General features: G+C 69.3%; 17 protein-coding genes. 11 read left to right on the plus strand and 6 right to left on the minus strand.

Features of this window, described 5'->3' with window-relative positions:
* Positions 1-103 precede the first annotated feature (103 nt).
* Genes AC6CR5_RS26645 through AC6CR5_RS26660 form a run of 4 tightly spaced genes read left to right on the plus strand, consistent with a single transcriptional unit; the run spans position 104 to position 6499 of the window.
* Entirely contained in the window at positions 104-1234 is a 1131-nt protein-coding gene (locus AC6CR5_RS26645) for an efflux RND transporter periplasmic adaptor subunit (RefSeq protein WP_058207259.1), read from the plus strand.
* Between the two features lie 16 nt (positions 1235-1250).
* Complete coding sequence (locus tag AC6CR5_RS26650) at positions 1251-4370, plus strand: MexW/MexI family multidrug efflux RND transporter permease subunit (RefSeq protein ID WP_020924759.1); 3120 nt, start codon at positions 1251-1253, stop codon at positions 4368-4370.
* 10 nt (positions 4371-4380) lie between these two features.
* Positions 4381-5811 carry an efflux transporter outer membrane subunit gene (locus AC6CR5_RS26655; protein WP_054496708.1) on the plus strand — a complete coding sequence of 477 codons (1431 nt, stop codon included), beginning with the start codon at positions 4381-4383 and terminating at the stop codon, positions 5809-5811.
* A 25-nt stretch (positions 5812-5836) separates the two neighbouring features.
* Positions 5837-6499, plus strand: coding sequence for a helix-turn-helix transcriptional regulator (locus tag AC6CR5_RS26660; RefSeq protein WP_498085074.1), 663 nt, complete (start codon positions 5837-5839; stop codon positions 6497-6499).
* Between the two features lie 9 nt (positions 6500-6508).
* On the opposite strand, the gene oprZ is transcribed toward AC6CR5_RS26660, so the two are convergent.
* The 3 genes from oprZ to axyX are packed head-to-tail and all read right to left on the minus strand — an operon-like array spanning position 6509 to position 12216.
* On the minus strand, positions 6509-7900 hold the full coding sequence (gene oprZ, locus AC6CR5_RS26665) for a multidrug efflux RND transporter outer membrane subunit OprZ (RefSeq protein WP_498085075.1): 1392 nt from the start codon (positions 7898-7900) through the stop codon (positions 6509-6511).
* Positions 7897-11034: a multidrug efflux RND transporter permease subunit AxyY gene (axyY, locus tag AC6CR5_RS26670; protein WP_020924755.1), complete on the minus strand. Its 3138-nt coding sequence runs from the start codon at positions 11032-11034 to the stop codon at positions 7897-7899. The genes oprZ and axyY overlap by 4 nt, the downstream gene beginning before the upstream one ends.
* Before the next feature lie 6 nt (positions 11035-11040).
* On the minus strand, positions 11041-12216 hold the full coding sequence (gene axyX, locus AC6CR5_RS26675; protein ID WP_053498263.1) for a multidrug efflux RND transporter periplasmic adaptor subunit AxyX: 1176 nt from the start codon (positions 12214-12216) through the stop codon (positions 11041-11043).
* A gap of 242 nt (positions 12217-12458) precedes the next feature.
* On the opposite strand from axyX, the gene axyZ reads away from it, so the two are divergent.
* The 7 genes from axyZ (at position 12459) to AC6CR5_RS26710 (ending at position 20358) form a co-directional block, all read left to right on the plus strand.
* Positions 12459-13097, plus strand: a complete 639-nt coding sequence (gene axyZ / locus AC6CR5_RS26680) for a multidrug efflux transcriptional repressor AxyZ (RefSeq protein ID WP_020924753.1) — start codon at positions 12459-12461, stop codon at positions 13095-13097.
* Positions 13098-13183: 86 nt separating this feature from the next.
* The gene (locus tag AC6CR5_RS26685; protein WP_006389200.1) at positions 13184-14080 is read left to right on the plus strand and encodes a LysR family transcriptional regulator; all 897 of its coding nucleotides are present in this window, start codon (positions 13184-13186) and stop codon (positions 14078-14080) included.
* A gap of 232 nt (positions 14081-14312) precedes the next feature.
* Positions 14313-15815, plus strand: a complete 1503-nt coding sequence (locus AC6CR5_RS26690) for an ABC transporter substrate-binding protein (protein ID WP_024068067.1) — start codon at positions 14313-14315, stop codon at positions 15813-15815.
* Between the two features lie 95 nt (positions 15816-15910).
* Positions 15911-17710 (plus strand): gamma-glutamyltransferase family protein, encoded by a 1800-nt coding sequence (locus AC6CR5_RS26695; protein ID WP_173011273.1) that lies wholly within the window; start codon positions 15911-15913, stop codon positions 17708-17710.
* 76 nt (positions 17711-17786) lie between these two features.
* Entirely contained in the window at positions 17787-18761 is a 975-nt protein-coding gene (locus AC6CR5_RS26700) for a diacylglycerol/lipid kinase family protein (RefSeq protein ID WP_049055054.1), read from the plus strand.
* Positions 18758-19594: a metallophosphoesterase family protein gene (locus AC6CR5_RS26705; protein WP_047992176.1), complete on the plus strand. Its 837-nt coding sequence runs from the start codon at positions 18758-18760 to the stop codon at positions 19592-19594. Before AC6CR5_RS26700 ends, AC6CR5_RS26705 begins: the two co-directional genes overlap by 4 nt.
* Positions 19591-20358, plus strand: a complete 768-nt coding sequence (locus tag AC6CR5_RS26710) for a phosphatase PAP2 family protein (RefSeq protein ID WP_491008063.1) — start codon at positions 19591-19593, stop codon at positions 20356-20358. Before AC6CR5_RS26705 ends, AC6CR5_RS26710 begins: the two co-directional genes overlap by 4 nt.
* Here AC6CR5_RS26710 and AC6CR5_RS26715 read toward each other — a convergent pair.
* The 3 genes from AC6CR5_RS26715 to AC6CR5_RS26725 are packed head-to-tail and all read right to left on the minus strand — an operon-like array spanning position 20329 to position 21817.
* Complete coding sequence (locus AC6CR5_RS26715; protein ID WP_409142800.1) at positions 20329-20763, minus strand: NAD(P)-binding domain-containing protein; 435 nt, start codon at positions 20761-20763, stop codon at positions 20329-20331. The two genes, AC6CR5_RS26710 and AC6CR5_RS26715, sit on opposite strands and share 30 nt — an antisense overlap.
* Positions 20760-21206, minus strand: coding sequence for a PaaI family thioesterase (locus AC6CR5_RS26720; protein ID WP_020924747.1), 447 nt, complete (start codon positions 21204-21206; stop codon positions 20760-20762). Before AC6CR5_RS26720 ends, AC6CR5_RS26715 begins: the two co-directional genes overlap by 4 nt.
* Complete coding sequence (locus AC6CR5_RS26725) at positions 21203-21817, minus strand: TetR/AcrR family transcriptional regulator (RefSeq protein ID WP_200220940.1); 615 nt, start codon at positions 21815-21817, stop codon at positions 21203-21205. Before AC6CR5_RS26725 ends, AC6CR5_RS26720 begins: the two co-directional genes overlap by 4 nt.
* Positions 21818-22024: the final 207 nt, after the last annotated feature.

Consider the following 22024-nt stretch of genomic DNA (forward strand, 5'->3'; position numbering starts at 1 on the left):
CCGATAGGATTCTTCAATCCTCAACATTACTTTAGGTTTTTTGACTTCGTCTGATTTTTCAGGGATTATCCAAGCCATTCCTTTGATAAATAGCGAGAGAATCATGAAGGCGAAATCTGGCGCATGGACGGCAGGGGTGCTGATCCTGGCGGTGGCCGCGGGCGGCGGGCTGTATTGGAAATTCGGCGGGGCGCAGCACAAGGGCGGCTGGGCCATGGCGCCGGCCAAGGTCGCGGTGGCCCCCGTGCTGCAGGCGGATTTCCCGGTGGCGCTGTCCGGCATCGCCTCGCTCGAGGCGACGCGCCAGGTGCTGGTGCCGGCCGAAGTCGACGGCCGGGTGGCGCAGATCCTGTTCACCCCCGGTGAGCGGGTGCGCGCCGGCCAACTGCTGGTGCAATTGAACGACGCGCCCGAGCAGGGCGAACTGGCGCGCCTGCAGGCCCAGGCCAGGAATGCCCGGGCGCTGCTGGAGCGCACCCGCCGCCTGGTGCCGCAGCAGGCCGCCACCCGCGAACAGCTGGACCAGGCCCAGGCCGACTACGACCAGGCCGCCGGCGAGATCAAGCGGATCCAGGCCCTGATCGAACAAAAGCGCGTCAAGGCCCCGTTCGACGGCGTGCTCGGCGTGCGCCGGGTCCACCTGGGCCAGTTCGCGCGCGCCGGCGATCCGCTGGTGTCGCTGACCGACGCGGCCAGCGTCTACGCCAACATCACCTTGCCGGAACAGGCGCTGGGCGCGCTGCGCATGGGCCAGCCGGTCAGCATCACCGTGGATGCCCATGCCGGACGGGTATTCGAAGGCACCGTCACCACGATCGAGCCTCAGGTGGATCCCGGCTCGCGCACGGTCCGGGTGCAGGCCACGCTGGCCAATGCCGACGGCGCGCTGGCGGCCGGCATGTTCGCCCACGGACAGGTGATGCTGCCGGCGCGGCCCGGCGTGCTCACCGTGCCGGAAACCGCCATCAGCTACAGCGCCTATGGCGACTCGGTCTATGTGGTGACGCCGCCCAAGGCGGGCGACACGTCGGCTCCGCCGACAGTGACCCAGGCCTACGTGCAGACCGCTGAGCGCGTGCGCGGGCGGGTGGTGGTGACCAAGGGCGTGAAACCCGGGGACCGGGTGGTGACCTCGGGCCAGTTGCGCCTGCACAACGGCGCGCCCGTCGAGATCAGCGCCCAGGACACCGTGGCGCTGGACGCCGCGCCGCAATCCGTGGCGCAAGCCCGTTGAGCCCGCGGAGCCGATCATGAAGTTCACCGATCTGTTCGTGCGCCGGCCGGTGCTGGCGCTGGTGGTCAGCACGCTGTTGCTGCTGATGGGGCTGCGCGCCCTGAGCGGCCTGCCGATCCGCCAGTACCCGCTGACCGAAAGCACCACCATCACCATCACCACGCAGTACCCGGGCGCCTCGCCCGACCTGATGCAGGGCTTCGTCACCCAGCCCATCGCGCAATCGGTCGCCACCGTCGAAGGCATCGACTACCTGTCGTCGTCCTCGACCCAGGGCCGCAGCGTGATCACGGTGCGCATGAAGCTCAACGCCGATTCCAACAAGGCCATGACCGAGGTCATGGCCAAGGTCAACGAAGTCAAATACCGCCTGCCGCAGGACGCCTACGACCCGGTGCTGGTCAAGTCCGCCGGCGAGGCGACGGCCGTGGCCTACGTGGGGTTTTCCAGCTCGACCATGTCGCTGCCGGCGCTGACCGACTACCTGTCGCGCGTGGTGCAGCCGCAACTGTCGTCGATCGACGGCGTGGCCAGCGTGGAACTGTACGGCGGCCAGAAGCTGGCGATGCGGGTCTGGCTCGATCCCGACCGGCTGGCCGCGCGCGGCATCTCGGCCGGCGAACTGGCCGAGGCCCTGCGCCAGAACAACGTGCAGGCGGCGCCCGGCCAGGCCAAGGGCCTGTATGTGGTGTCCAACATCAAGGTCAACACCGACCTGGTCAACGTGGCCGAATTCCGCGACATGGTGGTCAAGCGCGAGGGCGACGCCATCGTGCGCCTGGGCGACGTGGCGACCGTGGAGCTGGGCGCGGCCTCGACCGATTCCAGCGGCCTGATGGACGGCGAGCCGGCCGTGTACTTCGGCCTGAACGCCACGCCGGTCGGCAACCCGCTGGTGATCGTCAAGCGCCTGAACGAACTGCTGCCCAACATCAAGCAGAACCTGCCGCCGGGCACCAGCGTGCAGGTGCCGTTCGAGCTGGCGCGCTTCATCAGCGCCTCGATCGACGGCGTGGTGCACACGCTGATGGAAGCCATCGTCATCGTGGTGGCGGTGATCTTCCTGTGCCTGGGCTCGCTGCGCGCGGTGCTGATCCCGGTGGTCACCATCCCGCTGTCGATGCTGGGGGGCGCGGCCATCATGGCGCTGTTCGGCTTCAGCGTGAACCTGCTGACGCTGCTGGCCATGGTGCTGGCCATCGGCCTGGTGGTGGACGACGCCATCGTGGTGGTCGAGAACGTGCACCGCCATATCGAGGAAGGCAAGTCGCCGGTGCGCGCGGCGCTGATCGGCGCGCGCGAAGTGGCCGGCCCGGTCATCGCCATGACCATCACGCTGGCGGCGGTGTACGCGCCGATCGGCCTGATGGGCGGCCTGACCGGTTCGCTGTTCAAGGAATTCGCCTTCACGCTGGCGGGGGCGGTGGTGGTGTCGGGCGTGATCGCGCTGACGCTGTCGCCGGTGATGAGCTCGTTCCTGCTCAATAGCCACGTATCCGAGGGCTGGATGGCGCGCCGCGCCGAACACTTCTTCAATCGCCTGGGCCAGGCCTACGGCCGGCTGCTGGACGTGTCGCTGCACCACCGCTGGGTCACCGGCCTGGTGGCGGTGGCGGTGATGGCCAGCCTGCCGTTCCTGTACAACGCCGCCCAGCGCGAATTGGCGCCGGTCGAGGACCAATCCACCGTGCTCACCGCGATCAAGTCGCCGCAGCACGCCAACATCGACTACGTCGAGAAGTTCGGCAAGAAGTGGGACGACGTGATGGCGACGCTGCCCGAGCAGAAGGGCCGCTGGCTCATCAATGGCTCGGACGGCGTGTCCAACAGCATCGGCGGCGTCGACTTCGTCGACTGGCAGAAGCGCAAGCGCTCGGCCGACCAGATCCAGGCCGACATGCAGTCGATGGTCAACCAGATCGAGGGCAGCAATATCTTCGCCTTCCAGTTGCCGCCGCTGCCGGGTTCGACCGGCGGCCTGCCGGTGCAGATGGTCATCATGAGCGCGGCCGACTATCCGGTGGTGTACGAGGCCATGGAAAACCTGAAGCAGGCGGCCCGCGCCAGCGGCCTGTTCATGGTGGTCGACAGCGACCTGGACTACAACAACCCGGTGGTGCAATTGAAGGTGGATCGCGCCAAGGCCAACAGCCTGGGCGTCACCATGAAGGCGGTGGGCGACACGCTGGCGGTGCTGGTGGGCGAGAACTACGTCAACCGTTTCGGCATGGACGGCCGCTCGTACGACGTGATTCCGCAAAGCCTGCGCGAGCAGCGCATCTCGCCCGAATCGCTGGCGCGGTACTACGTCAAGAGCGCCAGCGGCGCGCAGGTGCCGCTGTCGAACATCGTGTCGGTGTCGATGGGCGTGGAGCCCAATAAGCTGACCCAGTTCAACCAGCTCAACGCCGCCACCTTCCAGGCCATCCCGATGCCGGGCGTGACCATGGGCGACGCGGTGCAGTTCCTGACGCGCCAGGCGCAGGAACTGCCGGCCGGCTTCAGCTATGACTGGCAGTCGGATGCGCGCCAGTTCAGCCAGGAGGGCTCGGCGCTGATGATCACCTTCATCTTCGCCATCATCGTCATCTACCTGGTGCTGGCGGCGCAGTACGAAAGCCTGCGCGACCCGTTCATCATCCTGGTGAGCGTGCCGCTGTCGATCTGCGGCGCGCTGATCCCGCTCGCGCTAGGCATGGCGACCATCAACATCTACACGCAGATCGGGCTGGTGACATTGATCGGTCTCATCAGCAAGCACGGCATCCTGATGGTGGAATTCGCCAACGAGATGCAGGTCAGCCACGGCCTGGACCGGCGCAGCGCCATGGAGCACGCCGCCCGCATCCGCCTGCGCCCGATCCTGATGACCACGGCCGCCATGGTGGTGGGCCTGATCCCGCTACTGTTCGCCAGCGGCGCCGGCGCCCACAGTCGCTACAGCCTGGGGCTGGTGATCGTGGTCGGCATGCTGGTCGGCACGCTCTTCACGCTGTTCGTGCTGCCCACCGTCTACACCGTGCTGGCGCGCGACCACCGCGCCGCCAACGACACGCCCCGCGCCCGTGAATTGGCCCGGGCGCAGGCCGAGGACGGACTGCCGGCGGCAACGTCGCGCCCGGCCGAATCGCATTGAGGAACCGATCATGAAACATCCCGACCTGTCCAAACGCCTGCGTCGCGGCACCCTGGCGCTGCTGGCCGCGCTGGCCACCGCCGGCTGCGCCGTCGGTCCCGACTACCAGAAACCCCAGGCCGCGCCGGTGGCGCTGGCCAGTCCCGAGCAGGCGCTGTTCTCCACCGACCGGGTGCAGCAGGATTGGTGGAAGCAGCTGCAGGACCCGCAACTGGACCGCCTGATCACCCTGGCGCTGCAACGCAATCACGACATCCGCATTGCCCAGGCCCGCCTGGCCGAATCGCGCGCGGTGCTGGACGAAAAGGAACTCGACCAGTTCCCCACGGTGACGCTCGGCGGCCGCTTCGAGCGCAGCCTGTCGCAAGCCAATCCCGGCGTGACGGGCGAGCGCAATCTCGCCAAGAGCTACCGCGCGGGCTTTGACGCCACCTGGGAGATCGACCTGTTCGGCCGCCTGCGGCGCGCGGCCGAGGGCGCCGCGGCGCGCAGCGAGGCCCAGTCCGCCGACCTGGCGCAGGCCCGCATCGTGGTGGCGGCCGAAGTGGCGCGCAACTACTTCGAATTGCGCGGCGCGGAGCAACGCCTGGCGGTGGCGCGCGCCAATCTTGAGAGCCAGCGCGACAGCCTGCGCGTGATCCAGGCCATGGTGTCGGCCGGCCGCGGCGACGAGGGCGACCTGGCCAGCGCCCGCGCCGAACTGGAAACGGTGCAGGCCAGCGTACCGTTGCAGGAAACCGCCCGGCGCCTGGCGCTGTACCGGCTGGCGGTGCTGGCCGGCCTGCGTCCGGCGGAACTGGGCGAACTGGACGCGGCCACGCCGCAAGCGCCGCTGGCGGCGCGCCTGCCCATCGGCGACGTCGCCGCCTTGCTGGCGCGCCGCCCCGACGTGCTGGCGGCCGAGCGCAACATGGCGGCCGCCAACGCCGACGTGGGCGTGGCCACCGCCGAGCTGTACCCACGCATCGACCTGGGCGGTTTCCTTGGTTTCGTGGCCCTGCGCGGCGCCGATTTCGGCAGCGCGTCCAGCCGCGCCTTCAGCGTGGCGCCCGGCGTGAACTGGCCGGCCTTCCACCTGCCGACGGCGCTGGCCCGCAAGCGCGCCGCCCAGGCCCGTTCGCAGGGCGAAGTGGCGCGTTACGAACAGACCGTGCTGCAGGCGGTCGAGGAATTGGAGGGGGCGCTGACGCAGTACGGCCAGACCCAGCAGCGGCTTGGCAACCTGGCGCAGGCGGCCGCCCATAGCGGCCGCGCCGCGGAACTGGCGCGCCTGCGCTATCGCGAAGGCAGCGCGCCGTACCTGACGGTGCTGGACGCGCAGCGCACGCAGCTGCGGGCGCAGGACGCGGTGGCGGTGGCCGAAACGGCTTCCTATACCAGCCTGGTCGCCCTCTACAAGGCGCTGGGCGGCGGCTGGGAGGCGCAATCCGTGGCACCATAGGGGCTTGGCGCCTTTCCGATCTTCCATGTCCGACGACAACCTGTCCCACCCCCTCTCCTGGCAGCCGCACCAGCCTGCGGACCGCGTGCTCATGACGCTCAAGGCACGCGGCCCGCAGTCGGTCGCGGTCATCGCGAAGGCGCTCGACGTCACGGCGGAAGCGGTGCGCCAGCAGATGGCGCGCCTGCACGCGGACGGCCTGGTGGATTCGGAAAGCCGCAGCGCCGGGCGCGGCCGGCCAACGCAGATCTGGTTCCTGACCGACGCCGGCCACCGCCGTTTTCCCGACACGCACGCCGACATGACGGTGCAGATGATCAACGCCGTGCGCCAGGTGTTCGGCGACGAGGGCGTCGACAAGCTGATCTCGGTGCGCGAGGCCGCCATGCTGGCCAATTACCGCCAGGCGCTGCAAGGCGCGCGCGACCTGGCGCAGCGCGTCGACAGCCTGATGCGGGTGCGGTCGGCGGAAGGCTACATGGCCGAAACCCGCCGTGATGGCGATGATTTCCTGTTCATCGAAAACCACTGTCCCATCTGCGCCGCCGCCCAGGCCTGTATGGGCTTTTGCCGCAGCGAACTGGAATTGTTCCGCCAGGTGCTGGGCGAGGACGTGCGCGTCGAGCGTGAAGAGCACATCCTGCTGGGCGCGCGCCGCTGCGCCTACCGCATCAGCCCGCGCCCCTGACGGCAGGCATCACGAGGCCGGCGCCTTGCCGTCGTCCCAGCCGCCCAGCGCCTTGTAAAGGTCCACCGCATTGACCAGCCGGCGCTGCTGCAGCCGGATGTATTCCTGTTCCGATTCGAACAGGCTGCGCTGGGCCTCCAGCATCTCCAGGTAGTTCGCCACGCCGCGCGTGTAGCGTCTCTCGGCCAGCCGCTGGCGTTCGCGGTCGGCGTCGCGCACCTTGCGCTGAGCCTCGATCTGGTCGCGCAGCGCGTCGCGCGCCGACAGGGCGTCGGCCACGTCGCGGAACGCCGCCTGGATGCTGCCCTCGTACTGCGCCACGGCGATGTGCTTGCGGGTCTCGGCCAGCGACAGGTTGGCGCGGTTGCGGCCGGCGTTGAAAATCGGCAGCGTCAGGCGCGGCGCGAAGCTCCAGCCGCCGGTGCCGCCGCTGAACAGGTCCGAGAAGCGGTCGGCGGTGGTGCCGATGTCCGTGGTCAGCTGCACCGAGGGGAAGAACGCCGCGCGCGCCGCGCCGATATCGGCGTTGGCTGCCAGCAGCGCCTGTTCCGCCTGGCGCAGGTCGGGACGGCGCGTCAGCAGCTCGGACGGCAGGCCCGCCGCCAGCGGCGTCAGGCTCTGGCTTTCCAGCGGCGCCGGATCGACGCCGAGCGGCAGCGCGAAATCGCCCGCCAGCAGGCCCAGCGCGTGCCGCGCCAGGCTGGCTTCGCGGGTCAGCTCGGCGCGCGTGGCGCGCGAGCTTTCCACCAGCATCTGCGCGGTGCGCAGGCCGATGGCGGTTTCCAGCCCGGCGTCGTAGCGGCGCTGGGTCAGCTTGAGCGAGGCCTCGCGCAGCGCCAGCGTGCTGTCGGTCAGGCGCAGTTGCTCGGCCAGCGAGCGCTGGTTGAAGTAGGCCGTGGCCGTTTCCGCCACCAGCGCCAGCGTCGCGGCGCGATGCGCTTCTTCACTGGCAAGGTAGCGCGCCAGCGCGGCCTCCGACAGGCTCCGTACCCGGCCGAAAAAATCCAGCTCGAAGGCGGTGATGCCGACGGCCGCGCGATAACGGCTGGACACCGCGGTGCCGGACTGGCCCGGCTCGGTAAAGCGGCCGCGGCTGAATTCGCCGCTGGCGTCGATGGCCGGCAGGCGTTCGGACTGCTGCACGCCATACAACGCGCGCGCCTCTTCGATGCGCAGCGCCGCGACCCGCAGGTCGCGGTTGTTGGCCAGCGCGGCCGCGATCCAGGCCTGGAGCGCGGGGTCATTGAAATAGGCGCGCCAGTCCTGCGGCGCGGTGGCCTGGCCGGCCTGCGCCGGCGTGTCGTACTGCGCCGGCACGGGCGCCGCGGGGCGCTCATAGGTCGGCGCCAGCGAGCAGCCGGACAGCGCCAGCGCCAGCAGGGTCATTGCCACGGGCTTCATGGCGTCGTCTCCAGCGGTTCGCGGCCCGTGGGGCGCGCGGGACGGGCGCGCATGCCGACCATGCGCCCCACGATAAGAAAGAACAGCGGCACCAGGAACACCGCCAGCACGGTCGCGGTGATGATCCCGCCCAGCACGCCGGTGCCGATGGCGGCCTGCGCGCCCGAGGCGGCGCCGCTGGCCAGCGCCAGCGGCAGCACGCCCACGCCGAAGGCCAGCGAGGTCATCACGATCGGCCGCAGCCGCAGCCGCGCCGCTTCCAGCGTGGCGGACAGGATGCCCTGGCCATCGCGCACCAGGTCCTTGGCCACTTCCACGATCAGGATCGCGTTCTTGGCCGACAGGCCGATGGTGGCGATCAGGCCGACCTTGAAGTAGATGTCGTTGGGCATGCCGCGCACGGTCACCCCCAGCAGCGCGCCGATCACGCCCAGCGGCACCACCAGGATCACCGCCAGCGGGATCGACCAGCTTTCGTACAGGGCCGCCAGCGCCAGGAACACGATCAGCACCGACAGCGCGAACAGCACCGGCGCCTGGTTGCCGGACAGCCGCTCTTCGTACGACTGGCCCGACCAATCAAAGCCGATGCCGCGCGGCAGCTCGGCCGCCAGCGTTTCCATGGCGCGCATGGCCTCGCCGCTGCTGTGGCCCGGCGCCGCCGAGCCGTTGATCGTGAACGACGGGAAGCCGTTGTAGCGGTTCAACTGCGGCGGCCCCATCGACCACTTCAGCGTGGCGAACGCCGATAGCGGCACCATCTGGCCCTGCAGGTTGCGCACGTGCAGGCGCGAGATGTCGTCCACGTCCACGCGGCGCTTGCCGTCGGCCTGCACGGTCACGCGCCGCACCTGGCCGTTGAGCATGAAGTCGCCGATGTAGTCCGAGCCATACATCACCGCCAGCGCGGTGTTGATCTCGTCGATCGGCACGCCCATGGCCTGCGCCTTGTCGCGGTCGATGCGCAACTGCAGCTGCGGCGCCTCTTCCTGGCCGGCGAACACCACGTCCGTCAGCGCCGGATGCTCGGCCGCCGCCGCCAGCAGTTTCTGCCGCGCCTGCGTCAAGGCCTCGTAGCCCAGGCCGCCGCGGTCCTGCAGCCGGAAGTCGAAACCCGAGGTCGAGCCCAGGTCCGGCAGCGGCGGCGAGTTGAGCGCGAACACCATCAGGTTCTTGCGGTCGGCAAAGGCCTCGTTGATGCGCTTGACCACCGCATCGACGTGCAGCGAGGCATCGCGCCGCTCCTTCCAGTCCTTGAGCGTGACGAAGAACATGGCCGAGTTCGGGCCGCTGCCGTACTGGCTGAAGCCGTTGACCGAATACACGTACTGAACCGGCTCATGCTCCATCATGTAGCGCTCGACGTCCTTGACCACGGCCATGGTCTCGGCCTGCGGCGAACCCTGCGGCAGGATCACCATGGCCATGAAGCTGCCCTGGTCCTCGTCGGGCAGGAACGACGACGGCAGCCGCGCGAACAGCAGCGCCGCCACGCCGATCACCAGCGCGTAGGCCAGCCCGAAGCGCACTGGCCGCGCCAGCACGCCGGCCACGCGCGCCGTATAGCGCGTGGTCAGGCGCGCGAAGGCGCGATTGAACCAGCCGAAGAAGCCGCGCTTCTCGTGGTGGCCGGCCGGGATCGGTTTCAACAGGCTGGCGCACAGCGCCGGCGTCAGCGACAGCGCCAGGAAGGCCGAGAAGGCGATCGACACCGCCAGCGTCACGGCGAACTGGCGATAGATGTTGCCGACCGCGCCGTCGAAGAACGCCATCGGCACGAACACCGACACCAGCACCACCGTGATGCCGACGATGGCGCCGCTGATCTGGCCCATGGCCTTGACCGTGGCGTCATGCGGCGACAGGCCTTCCTCGGCCATGATGCGCTCGACGTTCTCGACCACCACGATGGCGTCGTCCACCAGGATGCCGATGGCCAGCACCATGCCGAACATCGTCAGCACGTTGATCGAATAGCCCAGCCCCAGCATCACCCCCAGGGTGCCCAGCAGCGCCACCGGCACCACCAGCGTCGGGATCAGCGTGGCGCGCAGGTTCTGCATGAACAGGTACATCACGCAGAACACCAGGGCCACCGCCTCCAGCAGCGTCATCAGCACCTTCTGGATCGAGATCTCGACGAAGGTGGAGGTCTCGTACGGGATGTCCCAGCTCACGCCCGGCGGGAAGTACTGCGCCAGTTCGCGCATGGTTTCGCGGATGCGGCGGGTGGTCTCGACCGCGTTCGAGCCCGGCGCCAGCTTGATGCCCAGGCCGGTGCCCGTCATGCCGTTGACGCGCGACAGGTACATGTAGTCGGTGCCGCCCAGTTCCACCCGCGCCACGTCCTTCAGGCGCAGCGTGGCGCCGTCCGGCTGCGCCCGCAGCGGAATGTTGGCGAATTGTTCCGGCGTGTGCAGCGATTCCCCCGCCACGATGCTGGCGTTCAGCGGCGCGTCCTGCGGCACGGCCTGGTTGCCCAGTTCGCCGATGGTGACGCGCGCGTTGTGGCTGCGCAAGGCCGAGACGATGTCGCCCGGCGTCAGCGACAGGGCGGTGAGCTTGGCCGGGTCCGGCCAGATGCGCATGGCCGCTTCCGCGCCGAACGATTGCACCTTGCCCACGCCTTCGACCCGGCGCAGCGCCTGCAGCACATTGGATGCGGCCAGTTCGCCCAGCTGCATGTCGTCCAGGCTGCCATCCGACTTCAGCGACACCACCAGCTGGATGTTGTCGGCGGCCTTCTCCACGCGCACGCCGTCGCGCCGCACGGATTCCGGCAGGCGCGGTTCGACTGCTTTCAGGCGGTTCTGCACTTCCACCGCCGCGATGTCGGGGTTGGTGCCCTGCTTGAAGGTCAGGTTGATGCTGGCCCAGCCGGTCGAGTCGCTGCTGGACGAGGTGTACATCAGCCCCGGGGCGCCATTCATCTCGCGTTCGATGATGGCGGTGACAGCCTCCTCGACCACCTTGGCCGAGGCGCCGGGATAGCTGGCGCCGATGTTGACGACCGGCGGAGCGATGTCCGGATACTGCGCCACCGGCAGCGCGCGGATCGACAACAGGCCGACCAGCGCGATCAGCAGCGAGATCACCCACGCGAAGACGGGGCGATCGATAAAGAAACGCGCCATGGCGGTTTACCTTTTTTCGTTATTTCCCGCGGTCGCCATGGGCGCGCTTGGCGCGGCCCGCTCGACCGGTTTGATTTTCTGGCCGGGGGCCAGCTGCGCGGCGTTTTCCACGACCACGCGTTCGCCGCCCTCGAGCCCCTCTGTGATGACCCAGTTCGGCCCCAGCAGGCGGTGCGCGGCCACCGCCACGCTGCGCAGCTCGCCGTCGTCGCCCGCCACCAGCAGGTGCGCGCCGTCGGCATTGCGCAGCAGGGCGTCGCGCGGCACCAGGTAGGTGTCGCGGTTGACGGCCTGCTCCAGCCGCACGCGCACGTACATGCCGGGCAGCAGCACGCGGTCCGGGTTGTCGAACAGCGCGCGCATGGTCACGTTGTCGGTGCCCGGGTCCACCGCCAGGTCGGCGAACGACAGCGTGCCGCCCTGGCCGTATTCGGAGCCGTCGGGCAGCAGCAGGCGCACCCGCATCTTGTCGGGCGCAACGCCCTCCAGCGCGCCGGCGCGGATCTGCTTCTGCAACTGCATGACCTCGGCCGCGGGCTGCGAGAAGTTGACGTAGATCGGGTCGAGCTGCTGCACCACGGTCAGCGGCGTGGCCTGGCCTTCGCCCACCAGCGCGCCCTCGGTGACCAGCGCGCGGCGCGCGCGGCCGTCGATCGGCGAGGTGACGCGGGCGTATTCCAGCCGCAGCCTGGCGCTCTGCAGGTTGGCCTTGGCCAACGCCACTTCGGCGCGCGCCTGGCGTTCCTCAGCCACGCTCTCGGCGTGGTCGCGTTCGCTGATGGCGCGGTCCGACACCAGGTCGGCGTAGCGGCGCAGCTTGTCGGCGGCGGCGGACAGGTTGGCCTGGGCGCGCGCCAGCGCGGCCGCCTCGGAATCGTAGGCCGCCTGCAGCGGCGCCGGATCGATCTGGAACAGCGGGGCGCCGCGCGCCACTTCCTGGCCTTCTTCATACAGGCGGCGGGTGACGATGCCGGCCACGCGGGCGCGCACTTCGGCCTCGCGATAGGGCTCCAGCCGACCTGGCAGTTCGCTGGCCACCGAGGTGGGCGTGGCCTTGGCCACGATGACACCGATTTCGGCGGGCGCCTTGGCGGCTTCGGGGGCTTCCTTCTTCGAGCAGGCGGAAACAAGAAGCAGTACGGATACGAATGCGAGCGTTCTGAGAGGGACTCGGTGCGACATTTTTAGAAGTTATTGTGGGTTGCCCATGGCGGGCGAGGAAGGGAAAGTGCGCGGGTTTTCCCTGTGGGGTCCGCAGTCTATCATTTAATCCGTCATGCTTGATTAATTGTTTTGTTCAAAAGTATGCTGACGGCTGCATACATCTTTACAGTGCGCAGACGGCGGCCTCCGCAAACGGGGCCGCCGTTTTCACGTCGATCCGTTTTTCCCCGCAACCCGTTCATTTACAAGGAGATCTTTGTATGGCCCGCAAGACGAAAGAAGAATCCCAACGCACCCGCGACCGCATCCTGGACGCCGCCGAGCACGTGTTCCTGTCCAAGGGGGTGGCCAGTACCACCATGAGCGATATCGCCGATTTCGCGGGCGTTTCACGGGGCGCCGTCTACGGCCATTACAAGAACAAGATCGACGTCTGCATCGCCATGTGCGACCGAGCCCTGGGCGAAGCCGTGTCGCTGACCCGGGTCTCGACCGACGGCGAGGCGCTGGAATCGCTGTATGCCTCGATGCGCCAGTACGTGCAGATCTACGCCGAGGAAGGCTCGGTGCAGCGCGTGCTTGAAATCCTGTACCTGAAATGCGAGCGCAGCGACGAGAACGCGCCACTCCTGCGCCGGCGCGACCTGTGGGAACGCCACGCCCTGCGCACCTCCGAAAAACTGCTGCGCGCCGCGGTCAGCCGCGAAGACCTGCCGCGCGCGCTGGACGTGCGCCTGTCCAATGTCTACCTTCACTCCCTGATCGAGGGCGTGTTCGGCACTATCTGCTGGTCCGATCGCCTCAAGGGCGATATCTGGCCGCGCGTCGAGCGCATGCTCCGCGCCGCCATCGACACCCTGCGGCTGTCGCCGCAACTGCGGACGCCGCAGGCCGCTTGACCCCCTGGACGCGGCCGACCCGCTAGCCCGCGTCCCGATGCCGCGCCGGCCGCCGCCACGCCAGGCCGTGCCCCTACAATCCGGCCATGACCCTCAAGCAACTCGAAGCCTTCTACTGGGCCGCCACCTGCGCCAGTTTCGCCGTGGCGGCCGAGCGCCTGCACCTGTCGGTGTCGTCGCTGTCCAAGCGCATCGCCGAACTCGAGGACGCATTGGGGCGGCCGCTGTTCGACCGCAGCGGCCACAAGGCCGTGCTGACCGACGCCGGCCAGCGGCTGCTGCCGCAGGCGCGCGAATTGCTGGCCGCGGCCGACCAGATTCGCGCCTCCCTGGCGGAAACCCCGGTCCTGCGCGGCCGCTGCCGTTTCGGCGTGGGCGAACTGACCGCGCTCACCTGGCTGCCGCGCCTGATCGGCGTGGTGCGCGCCGCCTATCCCGAACTGGTGCTGGAACCCTACGTGGACATCGGCCAGGTGCTGGAGCAGCGGGTCGCCGACGGCGAACTGGACTTCGCCGTCATCGCCGGGCGTTCCTCGCGGCCCAACATCGCTTCCGCGCCGATCGGCGAAGCCGCGTTCGCCTGGGTCGCCGCGCCCGCCGTGCTCGAGGGCGACACCCGCATGTCGCCGGCATTGCTGGCGCGGCTGCCGCTGGTGACCTTGCCGCCGGGCGCCGGCACCACCCGCATCATCGACGACTGGCTGGCCGGGCGCGACGTGGCCGGCGAGCGCCTGTGCTGCAACAACTGGGGCGCCATTGCCGGCCTGCTGATCGAGGGCACCGGCGTCGGCCTGCTGCCCAGCCACTGGGCGCAGGCCTTGCAGGCGGAAGGCAGCCTGTGCGTGCTGCACTGCGAGCCGGCGCCGGCGGCGCTGCCGTATTCATTCCAGTACCGGCGCGACGACGCCCGGCCGCTGGTCGCCAGATTGCGTGAAGCGGTGCTGGAGGCGGTGGATTTCTCGGCGCCCTGCCGGTTGCCTTGACGGATCGACGTCGTTCCGTCCGCAAGGCGGTCGTCCGGGACCAGGGGCGGGCGCCTGGCGGCCGCCGCTCTATACAATCGCCGCGCGCCTGGCGCAGAATCCAACAAGAACGTGCGCAACGGGGGGATGGGCCCGGCGATGCAGCACGGCTCGGGGTCTGTTCCCTCTTTGCCGGGCGGCGCGCCGTCCGGCGCGGGGGGAAGCAGGCCGCCTGAATCGACGGAGATCATTCATGCGTAAACTCTGCCTCGCCATGGCCATGGCGGGAATGCTGGCCAGCGGGCTGGCCCACGCCCAATCGACCCTGAGGGTCGGCCTGCAGGACGACCCGGACGTGCTCGATCCGACCCGCGCCCGCACCTTTGTCGGCCGCATCGTGTTCGCCTCGCTGTGCGACAAGCTGGTCGACATCACGCCGGACCTGAAGTTCGTGCCGCAGCTGGCCCAGTCCTGGAGCACCAGCCCCGACAACAAGACCCTGACGTTCAAGCTGCGCACCGATGCCGTGTTCCATGACGGCACGCCGATCGACGCCGCCGCCGTCAAGGCCAACCTGGACCGCGCCCGCACGCTGCCCGACAGCAACCGCAAGAGCGAACTGGCCACCGTGGCCAGCGTCGACGCGCCCGACGCCGGCACCGTGGTGCTGCACCTGTCCGAACCCGACGCCTCGCTGCTGTCGCAACTGTCCGACCGCGCCGGCATGATGATCTCGCCCGCCTCGTTCGACAAGGACCCCGGCGGCAAGCCGGTTTGCTCCGGCCCGTACCAGTTCAAGGAGCGGGTGCAGAACGACCGCATCGTGCTCGAGAAATTTCCCAAGTACTGGGACGCCGCCAACTACCACTTCGACCGCGTGGTGTTCACGCCGATCCCCGACAACACCGTGCGCCTGAACAACCTGCGCGCCGGCGACCTCGACATCATCGAACGCGTGGCGCCCAGCGATGCCAAGGCGGTCAAGGACGACGCCAACCTGCGCCTGGCGCCGGTCACGGGCCTGGGCTTCCAGTCGATTTCGGTCAACCTGGGCAACGGCGCGCGCGCCAACAATCCGCTGGCCAAGGACAAGCGCGTGCGCCAGGCGCTCGATCTGGCCATCGACCGCGACGTGCTCAACCAGGTCATCGGCGAAGGCCAGTACCAGCCGGCCTACCAGCCGTTCCCGCCGGCCAGCTTCGCCTACAACAAGTCGTTCGAGCACGCCGGCCGCGATCCCAGGAAGGCCCAGGCCCTGCTCAAGGAAGCGGGCTTCGACCGCGTCAAGTTCGAGATCACCTTCGGCAACAACACCACCATGCAACAGGTGTTCGAGCTGGTGCAGGCCATGGGCGCCGAGGCCGGCTTCGACATCACCCTGCGTCCGGTGGAGTTCGCCTCGCTGCAATCGTCGCTGGCCCGCGGTGACTTCGAAGTCGGGCAGAGCGGCTGGTCGGGCCGGGTCGATCCCAGCGGCAACATCCACCAGTACCTGAGCTGCAAGGGCAACCTGAACGACGGCAAGTTCTGCGACCCGCAGGCCGACAAGCTGCTCAACGACGCCCGCGCCGAGCCGGACACGGCCAAGCGCCGCGCCCTGTACGACCAGGTGCTGTCGGTGATGCAGGACCAGCGTCCCATCGTCTACCTGTTCTACCTGCCGTGGACCTTCGGCACGCAGAAGAAGCTGGAAGGCTTCGTGCCGTATCCCGATGGCCTGATTCGCCTGAAGGGCGTCACCCTGGCCGGGAAGTAGCATCGAGCCAGACACGGGACCCGGTTGCGGGTCCCGTTTTTACTTGTCTCTCGCGGCCGCCGGCCTCGCGCCGTCCGCAACAGGATCGCACCATGATGTTTACGACTCGCCCGGAAATCCTCGGCACCTTTGGTGTCGTGACGTCCACCCATTGGCTGGCCAGCTCGGCCGGCATGTCGCTGCTGGAGCGCGGCGGCAACGCGTTCGACGCCTGTGTCGCCTCGGCCTTCGTGCTGCAGGTGGTCGAGCCCCACCTGGTCGGCCCGGCCGGCGAAGTGCCGGCGGTGTTCTATTCCGCCCGCACCGGCCGCGTCGAAGTGCTGTGCGGCCAGGGCACCACGCCCGCCGCCGCCACGCTCGAGCGCTACCGCGCCGAAGGCCTCGCGCTGATCCCCGGCAACGGCCTGCTGGCCACCGTGATCCCTGGCGCCTTCGATGCCTGGATGCAGCTGCTGCGCGACCACGGCACGATGCGCGTGCGCGACGTGCTGGAACCCGCCATCTACTACGCCGAACACGGCCACGCGCTGATGCCGCGTATCTCCAACACCATCGCCGGCCTGAAGGACTTCTTCCAGGCCCACTGGCCCACCACCGCGCAGGTCTACCTGCCCGGCGGCAACGTGCCCGAGGCCCGCAAGCTGTTCCGCAACCCGGCGCTGGCCGCCACCTGGACCCGCGTGCTGCGGGAAGCGGAACAGGCCGGCGCCGACCGCGAGCGCCAGATCGAGGCGGCCCGCGACGCCTTCTACCGCGGCTTCGTGGCCGAGGCCATCGACAGATTCGCGCGCGGCAACGAGGTCATGGACGAAAGCGGCCAGCGCCATCGCGGCGTGATCACCGCCGACGACCTGGCCGGCTGGTCGGCCAGCTACGACCAGCCCGCCACCTATGACTACCACGGCTACACCGTGGCCAAGGCGGGCGCCTGGAGCCAGGGGCCGGTATTCCTGCAGACCCTGGCGCTGCTCAAGGATATGGACCTGGCCGGCGTCGGCCCGACCAGCGCCGAGTTCGTGCACCGCGTCACCGAAGCCATGAAGCTGGCCTTCGCCGACCGCGAGGCCTACTACGGCGATCCCGCCTTCGTCGACGTGCCGCTGGCGCAACTGCTGTCCGACGAGTACAACGACGCGCGCCGCGCCCTCATCGGCGAGCAAGCCTCGCAGGACCTGCGGCCCGGACAGATCCCCGGTTTCGAGGCGCAGGTGGCGCGCGTGATGGACACCCTGCAGCGGCTGTCCAAGGTGTCGGCCCCCGGCAGCGCGACCAACGAACCGACGCTGGCCGACATGCGCGCCTCGGTCAAGCGCGGCGACACCACCCACGTGGACGTCATCGACCGCTGGGGCAACATGATCTCGGCCACGCCGTCGGGCGGCTGGTTCCAGTCCTCGCCGGTGATCCCGGAATTGGGCTTCGGCCTGAACACCCGCGCCCAGATGTTCTGGCTGGAGGAGGGGCTGCCGGGCACGCTGGCGCCGGGCAAGCGTCCGCGCACCACGCTGACGCCGTCGCTGGCGCTGCGCGAGGGCCGGCCCTATCTCGCATTTGGCACGCCGGGCGGCGACCAGCAGGAGCAATGGCAACTGCTGTTCTTCCTGCGCCACGCGCACCACGGCCTGAACCTGCAGGAAGCCATCGACCTGCCGATGTCGCACACCATGCATTTCCCCACCTCGTTCTACCCGCGCGACCGCAAGCCGGGACACCTGGCGGTGGAAAGCGGCTTCGGCGCCGAGACCATTGCCGCCCTGCGCGCCCGCGGCCACCAGATCGAGGAAGTGCCGCAATGGTCGGTCGGCCGCCTGACCGCCGCCTCGCGCGACGCCGACGGCCTGCTGCACGCGGCCGCCACGCCGCGCCTGATGCAGGCCTACGCGGTCGGCCGCTGAGCCTCGTGCCGGCGCGCCCGCCCGGCGCGCGCCGGCACGGTTGCGGCGATTTGCCGCCATGGGCTATCTTTTGCCCATGACGCCTATCCAGCAGAGCCCGGCGAGCGGGGCTCCTCCCCTGACGGGACACGAACCCCTCTTCATCGTCCTGAACACCGGCTCCGGGCGCGGCGACGCGCAAGCGCTGCAGGATATCATCCGCCGCGTGCTCGACCAGGCCGGCCGCCGCTTCCAGCTGATGCCGGTCGACGATCCGTCGCGCCTGGTCGCCACCGCGCGCGAGGCGGTGGCCCTGGCGCGCGAGGCCGGCGGCATCGTGGTCGCGGCCGGCGGCGACGGCACGCTCAACGCCGTCGCCGGCCAGGTGCTGGGGCAGGGCGTGCCGTTCGGCATCCTGCCGCAAGGCACCTTCAATTACTTCGGCCGCCGCTACGGCATCTCGCAGGACACCGAAGCCGCGCTGCGCGGCTTGCTGGGCGGCGAGCTGCGGCCGGTGCAGGTCGGCCTGCTCAACGGCCGCCTGTTCCTGGTCAATGCCAGCCTGGGCCTGTATCCGCAACTGCTCGAAGACCGCGAAGCCTACAAACAGCGCTTCGGCCGCAGCCGCCTGGTGGCGCTGTGGTCCGGGCTCGTGACGCTGATGCGCGCGCCGCGCCAGCTCAGCCTGCGGCTCGACTACGAAGGCCGCGTGCGCGACCTGCGTTCGCCAACGCTGGTGGTGGGCAACAATCGCCTGCAACTGGAACATATCGGCATCGATCCCGCCGAACTGGACCGCGGCCACCTGGTGGCCATGGCGGCGCGGCCGGTCGGCACGCTGGCGCTGTACGGCCTGTTGCTGCGCGGCCTGTTCAGCCGGCTGGGCGAGGCCGAGCACGTCGTCAGTTTCGCCTTCGACCGTCTGATGGTCTCGATCCGTGGGCGCCGCCGCGTCAAGGTCGCCATGGACGGCGAAATATCCTGGATGGACACCCCGCTGGAATTCAAGGTGTCCGACACGCCTCTGCCGCTGGTGGTGCCGGTCGCCGCCCCGGAAGAGGGGCGGCCATGACGCGCATCCTGCAGTTCTCCGACACCCACTTCGGCACCGAGCGCAAGCCGGTGGTCGAGGCCGCGCTGGACCTGGCCCGATCACTTTCACCCGAATTGGTCGTGATCAGCGGCGACATCACCCAGCGCGCGCGGCGCGGCCAGTTCGCCGCCGCCCGCAAGTTCATCGAGCGCCTGTCGCTGCCGGTGCTGGCGGTGCCGGGCAATCACGACATTCCGCTCTTCAACCTGTTCGCGCGGGCGCTCAATCCTTACGGCAACTACAAGCGCGCGCTCGGCGCCGTGCTCGAGCCGGTCTATGAATCCGACGGGCTGCTGGCCATCGGCGTCAATACCACGCGGCCCCGCCGCCGCAAGGACGGCGAGATTTCCGATGCGCAGATCGCGCGCGTGGCGCAGCGCCTGCGCCAGGCCAGGCCGGGGCAGTTGCGGGTGGTGGTGGCGCATCACCCGATGCGCGCCAAGGTCGAATCCGATCACTCCAACCTGCTGATCGGCCGCCAACGTGCGCTGGCCGCCTGGGCCCAGGCGGGGATCGACCTGATCCTGGGGGGGCATATCCACCTGCCCTACGTGCTGCCCGCCAGCGTCGACCCGGCCGTGGCCGCCGGCTGGGTGGTGCAGGCCGGCACCGCATGCTCGCGCCGGGTGCGGGGCAATATCCCCAATTCGGTCAACCTGATCAGCTGCGAAACGGCGGGCGATACGCGCGTCTGCCACGTGGAGCGCTGGGACTACGCCGCCGGCGCCCACGCTTTCGCGCCGGCCGACAGGACGCTGGTCACGACGGCTGGCGGCGATGGCCAGGCCGGTCTGCCGTCGGGGGCGCGATGACCGATTCCTGCGCGGCCTGGGTGGCGTCCCACGCGCTGCTCCTGTTCATGCTGGCGCCGCCGGGCAGCGCGCTCGTGGCGGTGTTGCTGGCGCGGGCCTATGTCCGGGCCGCGCCCGCGGCCCGCCTGGCTGGCTTCGCCGGTGCGGTCGCCCTGGCCTGCGCCGTCTTCCTGTCGCTGGCCGCGGCCGTGACGCGACCGGGCGTGGTGGTCGAGTTCGATAGCGCCCTGGCAGGCGCCCTGAGCATGTCGATGGCGGATTCCGTGCTGTGGCTGCTGTCGTGGTTCACCACCCTGGGCGATCGCAGCCTGTTGACGGTGCTGGCCATCGCGATGACGGTCGCATTGCTGTGGCACCGGCAGTGGCGCCTGGCTGCTTTCTGCGCCATTGCCACCGGCGGCGGCGGGGTGCTCAACCGGCTGCTCAAGCACGGCTTCGAGCGCGTCCGCCCCGAACATGACCACGGTTTCGCGACGGCATTGGGCTGGAGTTTCCCCAGCGGGCATGCCTCGGCGGCCATGGCGGTGTACGGCGCGGCGTGTTATCTGGCCTGGCGTCTCGCGCCTCAGGTCTGGCGGTTGCCAGGCGTGGCGCTGGCCGCCGCGCTGATCATGGCGATCGGGTTGAGCCGGGTCCTGTTGCAGGTGCACTTCGCCAGCGACGTGGCGGCGGGTTTTGCCATCAGCTTCGCCTGGCTGGCCATTTGCGTGGCCGTGACGGAACGGGCGAGCGCTTCAGCGCGGCGGGAGCAGCGCATCCAGTAGGCGCGCGTCGGCTCCGCGGATATCCCGCGACCTCAGCGCGGCGCAGGCATAGCGGCCGCCGGCGGTGGCGATCGCCTGGTCGAGCCGGCGCGCCCGGTGCGGTGGCGGGGGTTCCAGGTCGACGATCAGCTTGCCGGCCACGGGCGCGGTCACTTCGCCGTCGCTGAAGCGCTCCAGGGTGCGGTCGATCTCGCGTTCGCGCGGCAGCGCCAGCACGATGGTGTCCGACTCGGCCAGGGCTTCACGCGCCGAGGTGGCCAGGGTCGCGCTGCCGCGGAAGTCCTCGCAGCGGTCCGGGTCGATGTCATAGACCGTCAGGGCGATATCGGGCTCGGCCGCCAGCAGCCGCCGCGCCGCCTGGGTGCCGGTGCGCCCCATTCCCACGATGCTGATGCGCAGGCTCATGGCTTGGGCACCGACCAGGTGCTGACGATATGGGCCAGCGGTTCGCCGCCGCCGGCCGCGGTCAGGATGACCTCGCCCGCCGACAGGCGGCCCACCTTGAGCAGTCGGGCGTCGGCGTGGACCGCCCCGGCCGGGCTCTTGCGCAAAAAGTTGATGGTCAGGCTGGCGGTGACGGCATGGGCCTGTCCGGTGGCGCCGACCACCGCGGCATACATGGCCAGGTCGGCCAGCCCCATGAGCATCGGGCCCGCGACGATCCCGCCCAGGCGCTGGTGGCTGTCGCGCGCGGGCAGGACGGCGAGGGCGGTGCCGCGGCCGATCCGTTGCACCTCGATGCCCAGCAACAGGGAAAAGGGATGCTGTTCGGCCAGCAACAGCTGGAAGTCGGCCAGGCTGATCAGTGGCGCCTCGGCCCGGGCGCAGGGCAGGGTGGTGGAGGTCATCGTTGTTCCAGCGCGTGGCAATAATGATCCAGCAGGACGTCCGCCTGCTGGCCCAGGGATTTCAGGCGGCGGGTGTGCAACAGCAACAACAGCCCGATGAGGTAGGTGAAGACGTTCATCTGCTCGACCAGCACCGCGCCGGCGCTCCAGGACTTGGTGCGGGCCAGCGCCTGGCCCAGCACGTCGACGCATTGGCGCAGCCGGCCGTTCAGCTGTTCGTCCATGTCGCGGCCCAGGCCGCGCGGCCCCAGGCCCTGGAACAGGTACAGCCCGAGTGAGAAATCGGTGCGGCGCTCGGCGTAGTAGCCGAAGAAGGCCAGGATGGCCTGGCGCGCCGCGGCAGGGGGGGCGCAGTCGGCGGTCGCCGCCTGCAGATGCGCATGCAGGCGCTGCAACGATTCGTCCAGCAAGGCGCCGTACAGGATTTCCTTGCCGGCGAACCAGGGATATATCGCGCCCGTGGTGCAACCGGCTTCCTTGGCGATCGCGCGGATGGTGGTCTTTTCGAGGCCGTCACGCTCGAATACGCGCTGTGCGGCGTCCAGGATCATCTGGCGGCGCAGGGCGCTCAGGCGTTCGTTGCGGTCAGCGCGCGGAGTTGAGGTAGGCATCGGCAGCCAGGGGATTGAGGTGTTGTTAAATAATATCGACGATTTATTTAAATAACAACGTTATTAAAGACATCGCCAACACGCCACGCAAGGGCGCGGGCCGGCGGGACGGCAGGGCCTCAACCGGGCGCTGGCGGACCGGGGGAAATCGTTCAAAAGAAATAAGGGCGGTATCAGCGAATTATTGGGGTCAGGGCTGAAAGTCGC

The organism is Achromobacter sp. EG18 (genome assembly GCF_059759395.1).